This is a genomic window from Bacteroides sp. OF03-11BH, from assembly GCF_003604005.1.
Lineage (GTDB): Bacteria > Bacteroidota > Bacteroidia > Bacteroidales > Bacteroidaceae > Bacteroides > Bacteroides ovatus.
Window position 1 is genome coordinate 1 of the sequence record NZ_QTMW01000039.1, and the last position, 21,247, is coordinate 21,247.

Here is a 21,247-nt window from a genome sequence, read left to right on the forward strand (position 1 = left end):
AAACGTGAATTTTTTAAATATTAATGTAAACAAGGTATAGTTGCCTTTTTTTCATTACAAAAGTACTCAAAATGAGACACTAAGCATTTTTCTTGTTTTTTCTTGAAAAAAACTTTTCTCAAAACGCTTGCAGGTTTACAAAAAACAACTACCTTTGCACCCGCAATCGAGAGAGATGCAGATTAATAAATTGAAATTCTGGTGCGTTAGTTCAGTTGGTTAGAATACATGCCTGTCACGCATGGGGTCACGGGTTCGAGTCCCGTACGCACCGCTTCTTTCACTAAGAAGCAGAGAGAAATATAAATGAGTTAATCCAATTAAAATTTGGTGCGTTAGTTCAGTTGGTTAGAATACATGCCTGTCACGCATGGGGTCACGGGTTCGAGTCCCGTACGCACCGCGAAAGCAAATAGTAAATTAAAGCAAAGCTCTGAAATTCAAGAAATTCAGAGCTTTTTTCTTTTTCTTCACTTCATTTAAAACAGAGTTTAAGTAGGCGATAGATGTGCCCATTCAAACTCTACAATGATTTTTTAACCAATCATTTTATTCAAATGTAACATTCATCTTCAATTAAAGGTACCTATACTAAGCATCTGTTTATAATTGAACAGAGACTACAACTGCATGTGTAAAATAGGATATTCCTTACCTTCTCCGTCCAAATTCGACCTTTTATATATGTTAAAACCCATATATTCATAAAAACCGACAGCTTGAACATTTTGCTCATTCACATCAACTTTAGTTACTTGCAAATTATCTATGGCATAAGTTATTAATTTTTTTCCGATTCCTGCGCCTCGATACTTATTGTCAATAAATAACATTTCAAGATTTCCTTCTGCAATTCCCATAAATCCGATTAAGATTCCCTCTTGTTCAAATCCGAATAGATTAACATACTGAAAATATACCGGAAGTCGTTCCTTATAATATAGAAAATCTTCCTCTTTAAGAAAATCATGTGTACTCAATACTGCACTTTCCCAAATTTCCATCAAACGTGGATAATCCGTAACTTTAATTTTTCTAATCATACTTGTAATTGCAATTTAAAGCCGCAAAGTTCGTTACTTATACATTCAAAACACTGAACCCAAGTTAAAAAATACGTTTACGGATTCTGCTTAGTGCTTGCTGTGTGATACCCAAATAAGAAGCTATATCTTTTAATGGTATATAGTTTAATGTAATACCATATTCTTCCATCATCTGTAGATAATACTGTTCAGGAGAATATTTAATCAAGTCGATATTTCTTTTCAAAAGTTTATTCAACAATATAGCATTTAAATCTTCAAATACAGTTTTTACTTTAGGGATAGCGGTATATAGTTCATTTACTTGCTTCTTGTCTATTCGGTAAATAACACTATCTACAATTGTTTGCACATTAAATGCAGACCTAGTTTGTAATGTAAAAGATATGTTTGACATTGAAAATGTACCCTCTTTACAAAACCAGAAAGTTTGTTCTTCCCCGTTATGATTTAAAAGCCAACAACGTAATATTCCATCAAAAACGAAATAACTATACCTCTCTGTTTCTCCTTCCTTAATCAAAAATGTACCTTTACTAACTAATATTCGTTCAAAATATTGGTCGAATAACTTAAACTCCTCCCAATTAAAAATATTAGTACTAAAATTAAATTCTTTAAGTAGTTTTTCTAAAAGCATAATCTAAATATGATTCGTAATATACTTACTCATTTAATATATTCACTATTACTTCCGCCCTATTTAACTTCTCATATTTAGTGAATATATTTTCAGTAGCCATTTTTATATTACTCCTTTCGCCCAGTCTCCGGCCTGCTTGACACTTCCGTTCAACAATCGGCTTTCTCCCCATACGATTTTTGGATAAAGTTTCTTGAGTTGTTTTACACTATTAGTTATTGAGCTTCCTCCGGAAGTAGCAAATGGAATAACGGTTTTACCGGAGAAATCATATTTCTCAAGGAATGTATTGACCGGACGCGGACATAAATTCCACCATATCGGGTAACCAAGGAATATCACGTCGTAATCTTTCAGATTAAGCGCTTCTCCCCCCAATTCTGGACGTGAATTTTCAGTCGTCATTTCAATTGAACTACGGCTACTCTTGTTGTTCCAGTCGAGATCTGCCGAGGTATAGGCTGTAGCGGGAGTTATCTGATAAAGTTTGCCGCCAACCGTTTTTGCAATGGCATCGGCGGCTTTTTCTGTAGTTCCAGTACAAGAGAAATAGGCAACCAGGATTTTCTTATCGGACTGTACATTAGTATCCGCTGTCTGATTCTGCGCTTTTGATGAGCAGCTAAAGCAAAGGAGACTCATAAATATGAATATAATCTGTTTCATTTTATTTTGATTTTAAATATTTCTTATCATTAATTAGTTTAGACATTATCACGATGGAGTAACCCCACAGGCGTTTTCATTCTTCCATTACTTTGATAATTGCCCATATCGTCCATCAAACGATGTATTTCTTCTGTATTAAGCGCTTTGCGCGTCTTTACATATTCCTTAAAATTCCTCGGTAGTCATATTATTTCCTTTCAAAAGATAAAGCAGGATTAGCAAAAATCATCGTTTAGTCTGTTCGAGTTTGTTATACTCGTCATCTGTGACCGGCTCAAGCCACTCATTGGAAGTGTTTTCACCGGAAACTTCGAAAGCCAGATGAGCAAACCAACTGTCGGCAGCAGCTCCGTGCCAGTGTTTCACATTGGCAGGAATATGGATAACCGTACCAGGCAGAATCTCTACCGCCGGTTTACCTTCTTCCTGATACCAGCCTCGACCGGCTACACCGATAAGCATCTGTCCGCCACCTTTCGTTGCACGGTGAATATGCCAGTTATTGCGGCAACGTGGTTCAAAAGTAACGTTAGAGATATTCACCTGCTCGCGCGAAACCGGAGCAAGATAACTGTTACCAATAAAATACTGTGCATAGGCTGTATTGGGTTCGCCAATAGGGAAAATCATCTCACGCTGGAAAGCTGTTTTGGCATCCTCACCAACAATATCTTCAGACCATACTCCTTTTGCCAAATTGAACGCTGCCCACGCTTTCGGCCAACCTGCATAGAAACCTATATGAGTGATAATCTCTGCGATCTCCGTGCGGGTGATGCCGTTCTTCTTCGCCGACTGAAGATGATAAACGAGCGAATTGTCCGTGATTCCCATACTGATAAGGGAGGTAATGGTTACTAAACTGCGGTCACGCAGACCGAGTTTGTCAGTGCGGCTCCAAACTTCTCCAAAGAGAACATCGTCATTAAGTTCCGCAAACTTGGGGGCAAACGTTCCTAACTGGTCGCGTCCTGCCGTCTGTACTATCTTTTCTTGTGCCATAACATTGAGTGTTAAAATACTAAATACTGAAAATAAAAGGAGTTTATTCATAATCATTTCGTTTATTGAATGAAGTTATTAATGCAATTTGCGGGGTTAAGCGGCATTTGGTCAGAGAGTACGAGAGTCTTAACCATGTGCAGCGTTCCTTGCTTGTACTTTTGAAAATGCTCCGATGCAATATGAGATTTATAAGCCTCCTGACTCGCGTAAGTTTCAAGAATAGTTATCCTGCCAGGATTCTCTTTTTCGCTGACGGCATACATAGTCAGCACTCCCGGTTCAGTACGCAAGGAGACTTCACCCACTTCGGTCGCATATTTCATATATTCTTCAAGATACTCCGGATAAACCTCGATTTTCGATAGCCGCACAATACCGTCAGCCGCCATAGGTAATTTGGCGCACATACCAGGCTGCTGTTTTATATCCTTTTTCCCTGTCATACTGCATGATAACATAACGAATAAAGACAAAACACTTAGAATTGTTTTTATCATCATCTTCTATCTTTTCATTGTTAAACTTCTGATTGCAAATTTACTGCGATAAAACGAATGGAATTGTATATCAATTACGGATTTTTGTACCCAAATCCCCGATTCTGTAATAAAGCCGAATAAAAATCAGATATTAGAAGTAAAGTTATTCATCTGTTTTGAGACCGATAAGCTACTTTTCTCATCAGACTCTTGACAAATGACTTTTTATGTTGTATCTTTGAGAAAAGAAAAAGTATAAACAACATGAAAATAGAAAGAAATAATCATACATAAATCATAAATAACCTGGTATTTTACAATACCACTCCTATACGATATGGGGCAATAGTCGAATGATTATTGCCCCATTTTGTTTATAATTCAGCTTAAAATCTCTCGTCTGATCCTAGAACTGTTCTACAATAGTTTATAATAAACTCGAATACCGTTTTACTAAAACTATCAAAAAGTTTATTATAAACAGAATCCGGGTTTATTAAAAGCCACGTTACCTTTTGTCAAAAATAGAGTAAACAAGATTTCTAAGATTCACCATAAAAGATCTACTACAACCCAACAAGTAATATAAATACACAATTATTCATTTACGTCTTTTTTTACACGATCGTTTTCCTCCCTCACATTCCATCTTTCTTTTTTCCCAATTCGTTAATTAAATCAAAAACTTCAATTACGATTTGCCGTATCTACCATATTTTTACATACATTTGCATCTGACACAGATGTCAAACACGAGGTCTAATTTAAGATATTTGGTATATGAATGTATATAAAGTGGGTTTAGATATAGGCTCTACTACCACTAAGATGGTAGTATTGGATAAAGATGGAACTACAGTCTTGTTTTCCGGATACAAAAGGCATCAGGCAAAAATACAAGAATGTTTACTCGGATTTCTTTATCAAATAAAGGAACAGTTGGGTGATATTCCTTTATCTTTCCACATTACGGGCTCTGTTGGAATGGGAATTTCAGAGAAATGCTCTCTGCCGTTTGTGCAAGAGGTTGTAGCTGCAACAAACTATGTGTGCCGGGAGCATCCGCACACAGCCACTATGATCGATATTGGAGGAGAAGATGCGAAAGTTGTTTTCTTTCAGGACGGACAGGCTACAGACCTGCGCATGAATGGAAATTGCGCCGGCGGAACCGGGGCTTTCATTGACCAGATGGCTATTCTGCTTGGAGTCTCCATCGACGAATTGAATGAACTAGCACTTCGTTCCAATCAGGTATACTCTATCGCTTCACGCTGCGGAGTATTCTGCAAAACGGACATACAGAATCTGATAGCCAAAAATATATCTAAAGAAAATATAGCAGCTTCCATTTTCCATGCAGTAGCCGTACAGACCACTGTCACACTTGCACGCGGTTGCAATATCGTAGCTCCGGTATTACTCTGCGGTGGCCCATTGACTTTTATTCCGGCCCTTCGAAAAGCATTTGCCAACTATCTGAATCTGTCACAAGATACAGATTTCATATTACCGGAAAAAGGAAATCTGATCCCTGCCTGGGGAGCAGCATTGGCAGAGAACAATGAAGAAAGTATTCATCTCTCCAACCTGATACAGGTAATAGAAAACAAACTAAGTGTTACCTCACCTTTCCAGAGTGATCTTTCTCCTATATTCGACAGTGAGGAAGAATATCGGTCATGGAAAAAAGAAAAAGACCAGTATAAAATTCAATATGCCAGTCTGCGTCCCGGATTACAGGAAGCAACTATCGGCATAGACTCCGGCTCTACTACCACCAAAATCGTAGTACTCGACAACAATCATCGTATCCTTTACTCCTATTATCACGACAACAACGGAAACCCTATAAAAACAGTAGAGAACGGCTTGCAGAAACTATATGAAGAATGCCGGAGACGAGGAACTACCCTGCGCATAAAAGGAGGATGTTCTACCGGTTACGGAGAAGATCTGATAAAAGCGGCTTTCCACATGGATGCGGGAATCATTGAAACCATCGCTCATTATGCTGCTGCCAAACATATCAGCAAAGAAGTTTCTTTTATCCTGGATATTGGAGGGCAGGATATGAAAGCCATCTTTGTGAACGACGGAGTAATCAACAGAATCGAAATCAATGAAGCCTGTTCCTCCGGTTGCGGTTCTTTTATCAGCACATTTGCGCAATCGCTGGATTACAGTGTGGAGGACTTTGCCAAAGCAGCTTGTTTTTCGCAAGCACCATGTGATCTGGGTACACGTTGCACAGTCTTCATGAACTCCAAAGTAAAACAGGTACTTCGGGAAGGAGCGTCCGTAGCGGATATAGCTGCCGGATTATCTTATTCCGTTGTTAAAAACTGCCTGTATAAGGTTCTGCAATTAAAAGACACGGAGATACTTGGCGACCATATTGTCGTGCAGGGAGGAACCATGCGTAATGATTCCATCGTACGAAGTCTGGAAAAGCTGACCGGGAAACAAACCTTCCGCAGTAACTGTCCTGAATTGATGGGTGCTCTTGGTTGTGCCCTATATGCCAAACAAATCGAAAATGCCCGGGTGACGGAGCTGAACGAGATGCTCCAATGGGCGCAATATACTTCCAAGCAACTTCAATGCCGGGGGTGCGAGAACCAGTGCGCCATTATGCGATATACGTTCAACAATGACAACCATTACTTCTCCGGCAACCGATGTGAAAAGGTATTTTCCAATAAAGGAAGCCATGCGGACAAAGGCATCAATACGTATGATAAAAAGCTGGAATTATTATTCGACCGGAGCGCAGACATTCCACAACCCCTATTTACCATAGGCATTCCACGTATTCTGAATATGTATGAGGAATACCCTTTCTGGCATACCTTATTTACTGCTTGCGGCATTCAGGTACAGTTGTCGGCCCCCTCTACATTCAGCAAATACGAGACTGCTGCCGGCATGGTGATGTCTGATAACATCTGCTTCCCTGCCAAACTTGTGCACAGTCATATCCGTAACCTGACACTGCAAAACGTCAACCGGATATTTATGCCGTTCGTTGTTTTCGAGAAAAAGGATAAGCAACAGCAAAACAGCTATAATTGCCCCATCGTTTCCGGTTATTCGGAAGTCATCAAAAGTGTACAGGAAGAGAATATACCGATAGATGCTCCGACTATCACCTTCAAAGATGAAGCATTGCTGTATAAACAATGCTATGAATATCTGAAATCTTTGGGTATCAGGGATGAGGTATGCAAAAATGCCTTCTCACGCGCATTACAGGAACAATATGCTTTCGAAGAAAAAATTGCTGCCTATAATCAGGAAGTTCTGAACGAGGGACGGGAAAAACACAAACTGATTATCTTACTCGCCGGACGCCCTTACCATAGCGATCCACTGATACAGCACAAGGTTTCGGACATGATTGCTGCGATGGGAGTTTATGTGATAACTGATGATATTGTCCGCCAGCAGGAGATTTCATTGGAAAAGACTCATTACCTCTCTCAATGGGCATTTACCAACCGTATTCTGAAAGCAACCAAGTGGGCGGCAATGCAAGAGGGTGACATACAATATATGCAGATGACTTCTTTTGGCTGCGGTCCGGATGCTTTCCTTATAGATGAAGTACGTAACTTGCTGAAACGATACGGCAAGAATCTTACTTTGCTCAAGATAGACGATGTTAATAATATCGGCTCCATCAAATTACGAGTCCGCTCGTTGGTGGAAAGCTTGAATTTCAGTTTGAAACATTCTCAAGCGAAAGATCCCGAGCCATTTGTTTCAACTGCTCCTTTCACCAAGAAAGACAAAAAGAAGAAAATCCTCGCTCCATTCTTTACGCCTTTCATTTCACCACTCATTCCATCCATCATGAAAGTGGCCGGATATGAAATGGAAACGTTACCGTTGAGCGACACCGCATCTTGCGACTGGGGATTGAAATACTCCAATAATGAGGTATGTTATCCGGCAACATTGATTGTCGGCGACATAGTAAAAGCCTTTAAAAGCGGACGTTATGATCCTGCCAATACGTGCGTTGCCATCACACAAACCGGTGGACAATGTCGTGCCAGCAACTATATTTCACTGATAAAAAAGGCATTGATTGAGAATGGATACACCAATACACCGGTGGTATCACTTGCTTTCGGCAGTGGTATTGAAAATGAGCAATCCGGTTTTAAAGTAAACTGGCTCAAGGTTTTGCCAATCATACTTGCGTCTGTGTTATACAGTGATTGTATCGCTAAATTCTATTATGCAGCCGTCGTTCGTGAGAAAGAACGGGGACAGGCCGCCCGTCTGCGCGATCTTTATCTGGATACAGCACAGCCCATCATCCAGAAAAATAAACCGGAGGACTTGTTGAGTTACTTATATCTCGCTGCCAGAGACTTCAACAAAATCTGTGAACAGAGATCCTGTCACAAAGTAGGTATTGTTGGAGAAATATTCCTGAAGTTCAACCCTTTTGCTCAAAAGGACGTCACCTCATGGCTCATCAACCAGAAGATCGAAGTGATTCCGCCACTGATAAGTGATTTCTTCATGCAGGGATTTGTCAACCTGAAAGTGAGACAGAACCAACACTTGCAGCGAAAACTCACTCCCGACTTTGTTATCGACTGGTTATACAAGAAAGTCCAGAAGCAGATTAATAAAGTGAATGAAATCGGCAAAAATTTCAATTACTTCACGCCGTTCGAATCAATCTTTGAAAAGGCAGAAAAAGCTAAACAAGTCATCTCCCCGGGCACCCAGTTTGGAGAGGGTTGGCTGATATCCGGTGAAATACTATCCTTTGCTTCCCAAGGAGTCAATCATGTCATTAGCTTGCAACCTTTCGGATGCATTGCCAATCACATTGTAGAAAAAGGAATAGAAAAACGTATAAAATCGCTGTGCCCTCAAATGAATATACTATCTTTAGACTTTGACAGTAGCGTCAGCGATGTGAACATAACAAACAGATTATTACTTTTTATTGACAACATAAACAACTAAAATTATGGCTACAACGGAACATAGCGATTTAGAGCAGCAAATAATAAAAACTGCCCAACAACTTTTTATAGAAAAAGGATTTGTGGAGACCAGCATGAGTGATATTGCTGCAACGGTAGGAATCAACCGGCCCACTTTACATTATTATTTCAGAACCAAAGATAAGATGTTCAAAGCCGTGTTCGGCTCGATAGTCATGTCTTTAATGCCGAAAATACAGGATATAGTAAAACAGGATATCCCATTTATGGAGCGACTAAGCATGATTCTGGATGAGTATATTGAGCTTTTCACAAGTAATCCCTGTCTTCCCAGATTCATTTGCGGAGAAATACAGCGTGATGTAAACCACTTGCTTGCCACTGCAAAAGAACTTCAGTTCGGAGATGCTTTATCCCAAGTGAAAGACAGTATACTGACAGCAATGGAAGACGGTAAACTTAAAAAGGTTCCGATACATATTGTATTTCTGACTGTCTACAGCCTATTGAGCTATCCATTTCTTGCCAAGAACCTGATAGTATCTTTATTCTTGGAAGATGAAGCCGCTTTTGCTGACTTCCTGCAAGAATGGAAACAAAACATCATCAACCAATTGCAGAACTTATTGTGTTATGAGGAATAGTATAGATACTATATAAGGAGGTGTGTCATAATGAATAATAAAACGCAGATTAACGCAAATTATCGCAGATTATTCCAATTATATTGATATATTAATCAACGACTTATAAAATTATTTCTGCGATAATTTGCGTTAATCTGCGTTTTGACACACTCCGTTATTACCATTCCAATCACCCCATCTTGCACCTTATTCGACCACAAAATCTTCCGATTTAAAATTACTATAGAAACGTCCTGAAATAGCAGTAAACTTCAATACACAGTAATCGGGATCCGTCACTCCCTCCGGATAATACATGGTATCTCCCTCCTGCCAGATCATCTCTTTACTGGCACTATCCGTCAAGACATCCATCGTACCGCGTAGCATGACACCTCTAAAGAATCTCGTATCACAGAAGTAGATACACGCATGGTTGTTCTCACGGTATTGCGCCACACGCATGGACGAAGTATTTGTTGTCAGATAAATAGTTTTTATCCCCTTTCTTTTTCTGGGTTGCAGCATTGCTTTGATGGTAGGAAATCCTTCACCGTCTATCGAACCGATAAAAGCTGTTTTCAGCTTATCAATCATGTTGCCTACTGTTTTTTCCGCGTCTCTCATCATTTTACTTTTTATTATTGGTTTATTATCTGATGCGAAAGTAGAGAAATGCCAGGAAAGCAATGCAATAAAAAGAAAGGTAGAAATAGCACTTTTTACGGTTTGTGTACTTTACGATACAATAACGGAGTTTCTCTCGTATGCTGCCGGAAGCTACGGATAAAATAAGAAACCGTTGAAAAACAGAGTTCAAATGCAATATCAGCTATAGGAAAGTCCGTATAAACAAGCAGCCTCTTAGCCTCTTCCATCACCTTGCTCTGAATATATTGTTTTGCGCTGATTCCCATGGTCGAGGTTATCATCTCATTCAGATAATTAGGAGTAATGCAGAGCTTATCCGCATAATATTGAACCGAATGTTGCTCTTTTGCATGTGTAGCAACCAAATTCATGAATTTACTTACATGATTATTGGAAACTTCCCTACTTCTGCCCTCCTCTATCGAAGTCATTTTAAGGTAAGCACGGTCCAGCAACATCAGGACTTCATAAAGCAATGCTCTCAAAACGTGTACATCGCCCTGTTGATACGAATCAATCTCCATCTTTATATCATGCAAGGTTTCAAGTATGCGTGTATAAAGCTCATCAGACAAATGTAGTAGCGATGAAGAACTTTCTATCTGAAAAAACGAAAGATGCTGTACAAACAAAGAATCTTTAAAGAGGAAAGACAAAAATTCTTCTTCGAAAATCAGAGCATACCCATTGGTGATATGATGAGTATCCCAGTTCCGGATTTCCCCCGGTTTAGAGAAAAGAACGTCACGAGGAATTGCTTCATAGGTTTGGTTATCGACTGAAAAAGCTCCCTTACCTTCTGTTATAAAAGTAATATCATAATAATTTAGAGTGTGGACAGCACTTTTAGCCAGGAACTTCTTCACATACTTCAGTTCTACTACATCGACCAAAAGTTCACTCCCATACTTATGCTTATAAAAAGTATATCGAGGTATTGAGTTTTTCATTCAGAATACAAAAATAGTATTCCTTACCAAATAATCCAAAGACTTTTCAAATTCGATTCGATTGAATAAGCCATGAACCATCTGATAAGGAATACATAGAAAAATATGTCTAGGTTATATTTCCTATTTAGAACTTCCGGCCAGATATCCCAAACTGGTCACATCTGCCCCAAGTAATGATTAATGTGCTTCAATGGCACCCTGTACAGAATATCCGGAATTTCCGCCAATAAAGAGAGGTACCTTTCCCTTACTGTCAGCTTGCGGGCATTCATATCCTCTTCCTCTTTAAAGTAAAACTGATACTCCATCAGTTGACGGACCAGATTCGCAAATGAAATTGAAGATGCACACAACTCTTCAATCTCCTCTTCACTGATGTAATAAGCAGCACATTTCGTCAGTGTCTTGATAGAATACTGACTTGAATTATAGCATAACACAGCATCACCCGCAGAGAAAAACCGATTGGTTCTCTCTTCTCCTTCATGAGTGGTATATGTATGCAAAATACCGGAAACAATAATGTACAAGCTCTGTTCTGGCAATGTGGCAGAAGCAATCGTTTCTCCTTTATCCAGATACACCATTTCCATTCGAGCCAACAGCTCTTTCACTTCTCTTTCATCCACCTGATACTCAAAACAGAGTTTCTTCAAATAAGCTTCCATACAAAATAGATTTTAGTTAATATATGTCACTTAAAAACACCTAATTCGACATAGCAGGCATCATTGTGCCTCTCAAATATAATTTCCTTTGGGTATATCGTAAATACCAGATACAAATCAATAATGAAACGACCGTTGAAATGGGTGGAGCAAATCCCATGATAAACAGCGACGAGCTATCTATCTGGCTGAACCAGTATGACAACGGTATACGGAACAGGAAAGTGGCTATCAGACTGTGAATCATCGGGAATAACGAGTTTCCTTGTCCGCTGAAATAAGAATTAATGCAGAACACGAAACTAACCACGATGCAGTCGATGCTATACCCTCGCAAATAATCTGCCGCCATTGCCACCACAGCAGCATCTTTCGTAAAGAAAGCAGTAAGAGTCTCCGGCAGGAATTGCGAATACACGCAAACCGACACACCAAAAACAAGAGCAATCCCAATCCCCGAAGCCAGACATTTATTCATTCTCTTGATAAGTCCCGCTCCATAATTCTGTGCAGTCATGGTTGCCACAGCCGATGATATAGCCATCGGAGGCAGCATAGCAAACACGATGATTTTCTCAACAACACCCAAAGAAGCAGATGCAATGACTCCCATCTGATTGACAATGACAGTGATAATCAGAAAAGAAACATTGATTAAAGCATCCTGCAAAGCAATAGGTGCTCCCAACACCAAGATCTTTTTAGACAGATTCCGGTTCAATCGAATATCTTTCCGTGAAAAGTCAAAATGGAATCCGTGCCGGTATAAGAACCAGAGCGCTATTCCAAAGCTGACTCCTTGTGCAGTTACAGTAGCGATAGCCGCTCCCGTAGCCCCCCAATGGAAATAACCGACCAATATAAAATCGAGCACTATATTTATCACACATGCCAGCCCAACAAAATAAAGTGGTGTTTTAGAATCACCCAGTCCACGCAAAATACCACATACAACATTATATCCCACTATAAACAGAATACCCAGAGAGCATACCAAAATATAGCTTTTCGTATCTGCCATAGCTTCTACGGGAGTATGCATCAGTTCTGCTATCCGACCATGAAAAAGTACCATGACCAAAGTTAGCACTACGCCGGTTATTGAAAACAACCATACGGAAGATCCGATAGTAAAAGCTACTTTCCGATTGTCTTTGGCTCCGGTAGCAATAGCAATCAGCACTGTTGTCCCGGTAGTAATACCCAGAATAATACCTGTTATTGTCTGCATCACCTGACTACCAATAGCTACGGCTGCCACACTTGCCGAATCATCATATTGTCCGACAACGAAAAGGTCAGCCCCGCCATAAAGTGCCTGAAGTACATTAGCAATTAAAAAAGGTACTGCAAACTGCAACAATACCTTCGGTACGCTTCCTTGTGTCAAATCTAACTCTTTCATAGTTTCTTCGATACTTTTCCTCTTTATCTTATTTTGTTACAACATAAAAAAAGTGCCGGACAAGCGAATGATTTGCACCATTCATCTTATCCAGCACTATAATTATTATTATAGCACCCTCCGATGAGGATTTTTATGCCTGTCCCTATTTCAGGGCTGCAAATATGGGCTTTGTTTTCATAATTACCAAATTTTAACCGGTTTTTATTTTCTTATGGAGATGTAACTAGCTATATATCAACTATTATCAGACGAGGTTTGATCTATAGGATCTCCGTTAGAAAAACGAAAGAAAGCTGCCAACCGATCCGGATTCAGCGTATAACGTGCGCGTTCTTTTAATAAGGGTTCCGCATTCATTACGGCACAAGAATGAGAAACCACGGACATCATCGGCCAGTCCTTTAACGAATTTCCTACAACTAAAGTGTGTTCAGAAGCTAAACCCAAAGCCTTACATAACTGAAGCACCCCCTCTTTTTTACTCGCTTCAGGATGAATGACTGTTATCAGCGGAGCTTTATGAAAGACCTGGCAGGGATTTTCTTTCAACCGGGTAAGAATAGATTCTCTCTGTTCTTTATCACGTACCAATATACTATACTTGTAAACCACTCCTTCATAACTATGAATAGTAACTTTTGACGATTCTCCATATATCTCCGGATATACTTTCACCGGCAAACACTTAATCTGCCGCGAATAAGATAATAAACCTCCATCTGCAAACACTCCTCCCCTGAATAAATCGAAAAGAGCCTTTCCCAGCTTTTTCTTCGCCTGCTCCATCGACAGAGAAGTGGCAAGATATAAGGAAACGGACTGTGCCATATATCGCAAAGCGTTAGCATAACTTTCAGGAACTTTTCCCTGTGAATCAGTCAGTGTTCCATCCACATCGAAGAAAACAGTCGTAATAAGTGGCTTGTCAGGTATTCGCCAGAACGCCTCTTCTCCCATGATTCGATGTAAAGGGTGATTGTTCAGGTTACTAAACGCAATATAACAATCACAAACCTTCCTCTCGCAAGATAGCGGCACAACAGCTCCATCACCTTGATAAAAATTACCAATCTTCACCCGGCTTCGGGGACAAACATACATATCCCCTTTCCAATCGATAAAACAATTATTCCTTCCTCCTGCGCAAACTTCCCATTGTGCCGGAGCATTCTTCAAGTCATACTCGAAAAGATTATCCAGTTGACTGAAAAACTGAATATCTTCCTGACTTAATGGTGTCCTTAACCCTTGCATAGCATTAATGAATAAATAAATATCCGGCAAAAGAGTATTCCGTAAATCATTGAGTACGGCCTTTGCAGAGGGATTTCCTACCGCTCCGACACATACCTGTATTCCCGCATGATGGAGTATATGAATCTGATGTGCAAATTTCTCTACCGAAGTCATCTCTGGATGAAAACTGGCCCAGAGCCTTATCTTACTTATCATAGTGGGAGTCACACGAATCTCATCAAGCCAGTGTTTAGCCGGAAAAGAAAGGTTAGTCTGACAGGAAATTCCAGCCACCTGTGGCAATGCTGCCAAATGCATCATTCCTTTCCGATAATAACGATGGATCAATGCTTCACCGTAAGGAATAATAAATAACTGCAACGGCTCCCCTTTCCATTGTTCAATAGCTGCTATAAAACGATTCCATGCCTGTTCATCCTGGGTCGTATCTGCCAGATGCGACTTCTTGCCGAAAGGGCAATAAGAACAGGTATAGTTGCAACTATTCAATTTGCCGCGATAATATATACGCCTGAAGGAAAGTAAAGAGCCTTCGTTTTCCATTTCTATTTCGTTCAATAAGAATAAGTTTCCATCAGTTCTCTTATTTCAGGAGTAATGAACAACTGACCAATATAATCGGAGTATGCCATTCCTTCGGAAGTCAGACAAACACGACCGTTATCCGTATTTTCTATCCATTGCCGTTCAGCTAACTGTCGGAACAACGTCACATTATCCGGTGATTCTCCAAAGCGACGCTTATATTCGGTCTTGTCAAGCCCCATATAATACATCAGATTCTTAATGATAAAACGTTGCCGCCGTTCTTCCTGCGAAAGAATAAATCCATTACGAGCCACTGTAAAATCAGTAGTGCCCATATAATCATCTATCTCTCCGGCAATACAACGCTGGCAAACAGTATACCGGGTGGCATAATGCAAATTACCCAGGTAACTGCGTCCCCCGGAGCCACACGACAGCATCACTTCATCCCCACATGAGATTTCCGCATCAGTAGACGGATGATGAATAAAACGTCGCATCGAAGTTTGTAGAAAACCTCTGTCTTTCAACAAATCACAAGCGGCACAATACATCTGAAAACAGACATCGTCGGATTCCCGCTCCGTGATAGCCGTTCCCGGTCGTACATATAGCGGATAGATAAAGAGTTCGTTAGGCTGAAACAGAAGAGCCTGTTCCAATGAATAAAGAAAACTGGCTACAGTTTGTCCTTTGATTCCGTAAATCAAATCAATATTAAAAAATGGGAATTGCCTCTTCCGGATAGCCTCCAGCGCCTGATTAATCATGTCTTGCCGGGGACGTCTTTTCAAAGCTGTTAATTCTTCGTCAAGGAAACTCTGTACGCCAATACTCACACGAGCTACTCCTGCTTGCTTCAACAAGTCCAAACGGGTAGGATCGGCATATTCCGGCGATGTTTCTACGGAAGTAAAGGTATGTGAAGGATGCACTCCGAATAAGGCAGCCGTATCCAATAGGTATTCCAGTTGAGGAACAGTGAGGAGCAACGGTGTGCCTCCTCCAATGGCGAAACTATCAAATGCCAGTCCGGTAGTGAGTGGAGACAACTGTTGCGCCTGCTTGTGAAGAGTTTCCAAATAAGTTGCGATATAATCCGCACGATTTGTTTGCAGAGAAAACAGGTTGCAATATCCACATTTATGACTACAAAAAGGAATATGGAAATAAAGCGATGCTTTCTGTCCTTCCACCTGTTTCAGGTAAGGAACCAGCGAAACCGGGGACGGAAAAGAACGATAAGCAGTTTTATGTGGATAACTATACATATAGTCTACATATCGTGGTAGCGGTTGATTCATTTTTTCGTTAAAATAAAGTGTTTGTAAGGGACTGTATAAACCGTTTCGTGGGATATGCAATGATATTCATATCCATCCTCTCCATAGCAAGTGCCATGATCGGAAAGAGCAATCACCAGCGTATTTCCCCGCTTCTGAAAGGCCTGAAATAAACGGGGTAGCTGACTGTCGACATATTGCAGCGCGGCAGCGTGTGATTCCTTATCATCCTTCATCTTGCCTTCCACATAATGACAGTTCGGATAATGAATAGCAGAAAAATTGATATACATAAAAATCCGTTTGTCCTCCGGATAGTTTTCGAGTTTCTTCAATGCAAAATCAATTTGTTTTTCAGTACTATCGGGTGCCGTGCATCCAAAGGTCGGCAGCCAATAACTTTTAGTAAAGTAACCGGGAAACACACGCCCCAGTTCATTACGCTTGCTGAAGAAGTTCACCCCTCCTATACAAATCGTTTCATAACCTACATTGGCAAGGCTTTGCACAAAAGTTGCTTCCGTAAACGGATAACTTCCCGCAGGCGGAATACGTCCCGTACCAGCTTGCACAGGGAAAAACAACCACTTACGGCTGCGTAGCGAATGAGGTTCCGCCGGAGAAGGCAGAAATCCTGCAAAGATGGCAAAATGAGACGGGTAAGTAAAATTTCCCGGCGCATGTCTTTTTTCCCATTCTCCTCCGTGACTGTTCAGTACCGGTGTTCTTCCTGCCTCTTCTTCCTCCTTGCTGACATCATAACGCAAGGTATCAAAGCAAAGCATCAATATATCATGAGTACCCACCACCTGATTCATATCCAGATCCGGATTTTGGGTCTGTTCGCCAGCCGGCAGTTCATCTATTTGCATGGTTATATCTCTTTTTTATGTTTTTTATCTGTTGAATATAAATAGAATTATGAGCAAACATATCCTGATACACATGATCTCCCTGTCCGTTGACTTCTATTATATAAGGAATATCTGTTCCTCTCTCTATCAGTACATCCACTCCGGCATATTGCAAATCCAAAGATTGAACCGCTTCCTGACACTGAAAATAGATTTGTTGCCGCACTACTTCCGGCAAAGACAATTCGTTCCACCAATGTGCCTTATTGTTCAGATGCAGATTGGTTATGCTTCCTTTACTGCATCTCACAACGATATAATCAATTTCAGATTCCCGACACACTACACGAAGATCATAATTCTCTCCCTGCAACTGCTCTTTAGGAATCCATTCTTCTAAAATAGCTTCTGTTTGCATCACAGCTTCCGCCAACGGGATCATCTCTTTTTCCGTACTCAAACGGTTGATACGTTTAGTGTTATGAATGACTCCATCCACTTGTTGCAAGGTAGTATAGACTACCCATTTATTCCGGTTGGGTTGATAGCGAACAGCCATAATACCTCCCGCCCCCGAACCGTAACGGGGTTTCAAAAAGCATCCTCTACCGCAATCGGCAAGAAGCTCTCTCAACTCATCAAAAGAACGGGGAGAAGGTAACATCGGAGTCACTTTCAACCCTCTGTCCATCAACACTTGTTTAGTTTCCTTTTTATCAAGAGCACGTAATAAAGCATGGGGAGTATTCAAAAAGCACACGTCATCAGATAACCTCATCTCGCCTAAACGTTGCAGTGTCTCCTTATATGCCTGATTCAACAGCGCATATTTCAGGAAATTCGTTTCATCGCTTACACAAGGTTCCAGTTTGATAACTGCCTGCCGTAGTTGCGGCAAGCAGTTAAAAAGTTCCCCGTAAGTCATAAAACGAACTTCCACCTGCAAGTGTTTGCCTGCTTCAATAAAGTATTCTATACGTTTGGACAGAGAGTTGCTGACAACGATTATCTGCATCTCCTATTCTGTAATCATCGGGTAATACCACAATTCACCATCATATTCATCTGCCTCTTCAGTTTCAGCAATATCTATTTTCATAGGGAGACTCTGCAACTGTTTCTTCATCTCCTTGCTCAAATAATTATAGCGCATATTGATAAACTTCAAATGAGCGATCTTATCCATATTATCCAGCAATAATTGGGCACCTTCATCTTTGAGAGTACCAGCCGAAACATCCATTGTTTCAAGTTGGGGAAGAATATCCGACTCCAGGAACATTTCTACAATCTTGTCCTGTTCTTCAGAGTTGACGATCCCCAGATAAGTCAGCTTCGGGAAACGTTCTTTGGAGAACAACGGACGGAATATCTCAATATCAGCTTCAAATCCATAATCTTCCACACCAACATATAGAATCAGTTTTTCCAGATTGGGGAAATCAGAACCAAGAATATCTTCTACCACTTCGGTAGGCAGGCCACCACTGATAATTTCGAGTGACCGCAACTCCGGCCGTGAAGTCTTTCCCAAACGCAGATTATTGGTTCCTTTGATTTTCAGATCTTTCAATTTAGGCATGGCATCGAGCAGCGGACTAATATCAGCTTGTTCAATCCATGAAATCTCCTGTTCTTCCTGCTCAATATCTCCCCAGAACAAGCCTTCTATTTGTGCGAACTTCTCCTTATTTTCAATCATTCCCTGCAATAAGGCAGAACAGTCGCCACCCTCATAATCCCAACAACCGATTGTTATTTGTTTATATTCAGAGAGATGTTTATCTTTCAATATCTTATCCAGAAGATTCACATTGTTTTCATACTCATCATAACTCAAAGTATATTTCTTGGCTTCCACTTTCATTTCACGTGCAGTTTCTTCAGCAGTTTCTACATACCCTTTTTTGGTCTTTTCCGCAATCAGTTTGCTGGCTGCTTTTTCAGCTTCTTCAGTCGTTGCGTAGTTTTTCACTTGTGTTTGTCCGTCGGTCCCCAACTTACCATAATTTACAGTAACATCTGTTCCGACTACCTCTATGCTCCAGAATTTCTGCGATTTAAAATCTTGAAAAACGAATACTCTCTTCATAATACAGTTTTTAATGGTTGATATTTGCACACTCAACACAGAACGCGCATGAACAATACCTGCAAAAATAACCATTTTATGTAATGTACAAAGAAATCTGTTTACTAAACTTTCAGAGTATTCAAAAATACAACCCAAGATATGCAACAAAGGCTGCCTTTTGGGGCAGCCTTCATTATTCTATTTCTGTAATATATCAGTTTAATCTTCAATAGTACATATACTTACACGGTTCCAATCCGGTTCAGTAAACATATCGCCTACACCCTGACCTTCAGCAGTGATACGAGATGCACTGATTTTATACTTGTTGACCAAGATCGTTTTTACAGCTTCTGCACGTGCTGCGGCAATTCTGGCATTCACTTCAACACTACCTTCCGGAGAAGCGTATCCCTTAATAACCACTTTAGAATCAGCATATTTCTTCAGGTAAGAAGCTACACGTTCCACATTAGGAAGTTGTGAAGCGTCAACTGACGATTTACCTTGTCTGAAAGTAATGATAGATTCGGGTACACGGGCGGTTTTCACTACAGTCTCCACCGGAACCACTTTTGTGCGGCATGCTTCAAGTTCTTCCTGCAATCCGTTGATACGTTGGTTTGCATTGCTGATCTCACCATCTTTGTTGTTTACATCTGCACGAAGTGCATTGATTGAAGAGTTCAGTCCGTCAATTTCGGCTTGATTATATACTCTCACTTTGGCAAAATGATGTGTTCCGTTACTTGTCTTAAAGTGATATGTCAATCCGGCTGTCAACTCAAAACCTGCGTTATTAGCATTGAAACGGCTCTTTGTTTCAGGGTAAGTACCTTGCATATCATACACAATGGCAGGTTTGATTCCTAATGTCCATGCTTTACTTTCACCCAAGTTGAAATTGAAATTCAATCCCAAACGCGTAGACCAGGAGTTCTGATCGCCATCGCCATTCACATAATAATGTAACCAACCCATTCCGGCCACAGCTTCCACTTCAAACAAACGAGGTTCGCCCGTGTAACTTGCAAATAGATTCATCAAATTGACTTTACCCAATACGCTGACATCCGAAGCATCGAAAGCCGTTTTACTGGATGTGGTATTGATATATCCCATTCCTTGGAATCCCAAACCGAAGATAGGAGTTAATTGCTTTGAGACTCCCACTCCAAAAGTGGGACGCATACCTTTAAAGAAAGCACTGTGAGTAAGGGGAGTAACTCCACCGGCATTTACTCCGACAGACCAATTATCTGTAAGTTTGGTACCTTCTACAACTGATTGGGCATTTGCTACTGTAAAGCCACCCAATATAAAAGCTAATAAAATAATAGATTTTCTCATATTCATAAGTTTTAAATGTAATGTTTTATCTGCTAAATCATTAGAAATGTATTGTTTGTTCATGTCTAACTTTCTAGTTCATTTTTTAATTCGTTATTCACTTTAAACAACATATCATATCAAAAATTAGTTCGCAAGCCATGAGCTCTATTAACATCTATTATGCTTTCGAAAAATCTAAAATATGGAAACATCAATGCAAACGCCTCATTCCCTGAAGAGAAAGGGATCCCAACATCGCTAACCATTATGCATCTTGTTTCATTATTCTACACTTTCATTCATCCATCAGGCAGGAAATACATAAACCGGACTCTACTAAAATACGAAGAATAGAACATAAACGGAAAGTTATCAGGTTGTTAATGCCATATATCGTTCTGATAAAGAGCGAATATTTTTCTTCCTTTTCAATTGGAATCTTGATTTAATTTCTAACTTTGCCGCCAACATCGGTTTCCGGAATGGCATTATCACCAGACGGAATTAAAAGGGAATCCAGTGAAAATCCGGAACTATCCCCGTAGCTGTAAGTTTTATCTCTCTCATAAAAAAGAGAAATGTTATGGCATTCATTTGCCACTGATTCATGAAACGGATCGGGAAGGCGCCACAACAAAAACAAGTCAGAAGACCTGCCGATAAAATTTCCGTTATTCCAGGCTTTCGGGTGAAAGGCAATAGAACGAATCGTACAGGTCCATTTTATTACAAGTCTCCAGAAATTGTCGTGCATGAATAACTATGTAGGCACTAAATCTATTTTGTTAATTCTTAAAA

Annotated in this window: 15 protein-coding genes, 2 tRNA genes, 3 pseudogenes and 1 riboswitch; of the genes and pseudogenes, 4 read left to right on the forward strand and 16 right to left on the reverse strand. The window is 40.2% G+C overall.

Going from position 1 to position 21,247, the window contains the following annotated elements:
- The first annotated feature begins 200 nt into the window (after window positions 1-200).
- Window positions 201-274, forward strand: a tRNA-Asp gene (locus tag DXA54_RS21160).
- Between the two features lie 55 nt (window positions 275-329).
- Window positions 330-403: transfer RNA gene (locus tag DXA54_RS21165), tRNA-Asp, on the forward strand.
- 217 nt (window positions 404-620) lie between these two features.
- Here DXA54_RS21165 and DXA54_RS21170 read toward each other — a convergent pair.
- The 6 genes and pseudogenes from DXA54_RS21170 to DXA54_RS21195 form a co-directional block, all read right to left on the reverse strand.
- The gene (locus tag DXA54_RS21170; protein WP_004311505.1) at window positions 621-1,043 is read right to left on the reverse strand and encodes a GNAT family N-acetyltransferase; all 423 of its coding nucleotides are present in this window, start codon (window positions 1,041-1,043) and stop codon (window positions 621-623) included.
- A gap of 64 nt (window positions 1,044-1,107) precedes the next feature.
- Window positions 1,108-1,686 carry a Crp/Fnr family transcriptional regulator gene (locus DXA54_RS21175; protein WP_004311506.1) on the reverse strand — a complete coding sequence of 193 codons (579 nt, stop codon included), beginning with the start codon at window positions 1,684-1,686 and terminating at the stop codon, window positions 1,108-1,110.
- A 105-nt stretch (window positions 1,687-1,791) separates the two neighbouring features.
- A complete protein-coding gene (locus DXA54_RS21180; RefSeq protein WP_004311507.1) occupies window positions 1,792-2,355 on the reverse strand; it encodes a flavodoxin in 564 nt (187 codons plus the stop codon).
- Window positions 2,356-2,453: 98 nt separating this feature from the next.
- A pseudogene (locus DXA54_RS28600) lies at window positions 2,454-2,528 on the reverse strand (sugar O-acetyltransferase); the annotation flags it as partial.
- Between the two features lie 55 nt (window positions 2,529-2,583).
- Window positions 2,584-3,411 (reverse strand): carboxymuconolactone decarboxylase family protein, encoded by an 828-nt coding sequence (locus DXA54_RS21190; protein ID WP_004304034.1) that lies wholly within the window; start codon window positions 3,409-3,411, stop codon window positions 2,584-2,586.
- Window positions 3,412-3,422: 11 nt separating this feature from the next.
- A pseudogene (locus DXA54_RS21195) lies at window positions 3,423-3,791 on the reverse strand (putative quinol monooxygenase); the annotation flags it as partial.
- 831 nt (window positions 3,792-4,622) lie between these two features.
- Here DXA54_RS21195 and DXA54_RS21200 point away from each other — a divergent pair.
- Window positions 4,623-8,834, forward strand: coding sequence for an acyl-CoA dehydratase activase (locus tag DXA54_RS21200; protein ID WP_004311436.1), 4,212 nt, complete (start codon window positions 4,623-4,625; stop codon window positions 8,832-8,834).
- Window positions 8,835-8,838: 4 nt separating this feature from the next.
- Window positions 8,839-9,459, forward strand: a complete 621-nt coding sequence (locus DXA54_RS21205; RefSeq protein ID WP_004304037.1) for a TetR/AcrR family transcriptional regulator — start codon at window positions 8,839-8,841, stop codon at window positions 9,457-9,459.
- A 189-nt stretch (window positions 9,460-9,648) separates the two neighbouring features.
- Here DXA54_RS21205 and DXA54_RS21210 read toward each other — a convergent pair whose 3' ends face one another.
- The 10 genes and pseudogenes from DXA54_RS21210 to DXA54_RS21255 all read right to left on the reverse strand — a co-directional run bounded on the left by DXA54_RS21210 (window position 9,649) and on the right by DXA54_RS21255 (window position 20,473).
- The gene (locus tag DXA54_RS21210; protein ID WP_004309698.1) at window positions 9,649-10,071 is read right to left on the reverse strand and encodes a pyridoxamine 5'-phosphate oxidase family protein; all 423 of its coding nucleotides are present in this window, start codon (window positions 10,069-10,071) and stop codon (window positions 9,649-9,651) included.
- 92 nt (window positions 10,072-10,163) lie between these two features.
- A complete protein-coding gene (locus tag DXA54_RS21215) occupies window positions 10,164-11,042 on the reverse strand; it encodes a helix-turn-helix domain-containing protein (protein ID WP_120080620.1) in 879 nt (292 codons plus the stop codon).
- Window positions 11,043-11,165: 123 nt separating this feature from the next.
- A pseudogene (locus DXA54_RS21220) lies at window positions 11,166-11,713 on the reverse strand (Crp/Fnr family transcriptional regulator).
- Window positions 11,714-11,753: 40 nt separating this feature from the next.
- Window positions 11,754-13,118: an MATE family efflux transporter gene (locus DXA54_RS21225; RefSeq protein WP_008648610.1), complete on the reverse strand. Its 1,365-nt coding sequence runs from the start codon at window positions 13,116-13,118 to the stop codon at window positions 11,754-11,756.
- Between the two features lie 237 nt (window positions 13,119-13,355).
- Window positions 13,356-14,921, reverse strand: a complete 1,566-nt coding sequence (locus tag DXA54_RS21230) for an STM4011 family radical SAM protein (RefSeq protein ID WP_120080636.1) — start codon at window positions 14,919-14,921, stop codon at window positions 13,356-13,358.
- Window positions 14,922-14,932: 11 nt separating this feature from the next.
- Window positions 14,933-16,210, reverse strand: a complete 1,278-nt coding sequence (locus DXA54_RS21235; RefSeq protein ID WP_008648612.1) for an STM4012 family radical SAM protein — start codon at window positions 16,208-16,210, stop codon at window positions 14,933-14,935.
- Window positions 16,207-17,061 (reverse strand): STM4013/SEN3800 family hydrolase, encoded by an 855-nt coding sequence (locus DXA54_RS21240; RefSeq protein WP_004304043.1) that lies wholly within the window; start codon window positions 17,059-17,061, stop codon window positions 16,207-16,209. The genes DXA54_RS21235 and DXA54_RS21240 overlap by 4 nt, the downstream gene beginning before the upstream one ends.
- Window positions 17,048-18,058 carry an STM4014 family protein gene (locus DXA54_RS21245; protein ID WP_004309702.1) on the reverse strand — a complete coding sequence of 337 codons (1,011 nt, stop codon included), beginning with the start codon at window positions 18,056-18,058 and terminating at the stop codon, window positions 17,048-17,050. The genes DXA54_RS21240 and DXA54_RS21245 overlap by 14 nt, the downstream gene beginning before the upstream one ends.
- 3 nt (window positions 18,059-18,061) lie before the next feature.
- Complete coding sequence (locus DXA54_RS21250) at window positions 18,062-19,135, reverse strand: STM4015 family protein (RefSeq protein WP_004321288.1); 1,074 nt, start codon at window positions 19,133-19,135, stop codon at window positions 18,062-18,064.
- A 201-nt stretch (window positions 19,136-19,336) separates the two neighbouring features.
- Window positions 19,337-20,473, reverse strand: coding sequence for an OmpA family protein (locus DXA54_RS21255; protein WP_008774604.1), 1,137 nt, complete (start codon window positions 20,471-20,473; stop codon window positions 19,337-19,339).
- Window positions 20,474-20,903: 430 nt separating this feature from the next.
- A riboswitch (cobalamin riboswitch) is annotated at window positions 20,904-21,125 on the forward strand.
- Window positions 21,126-21,247: the final 122 nt, after the last annotated feature.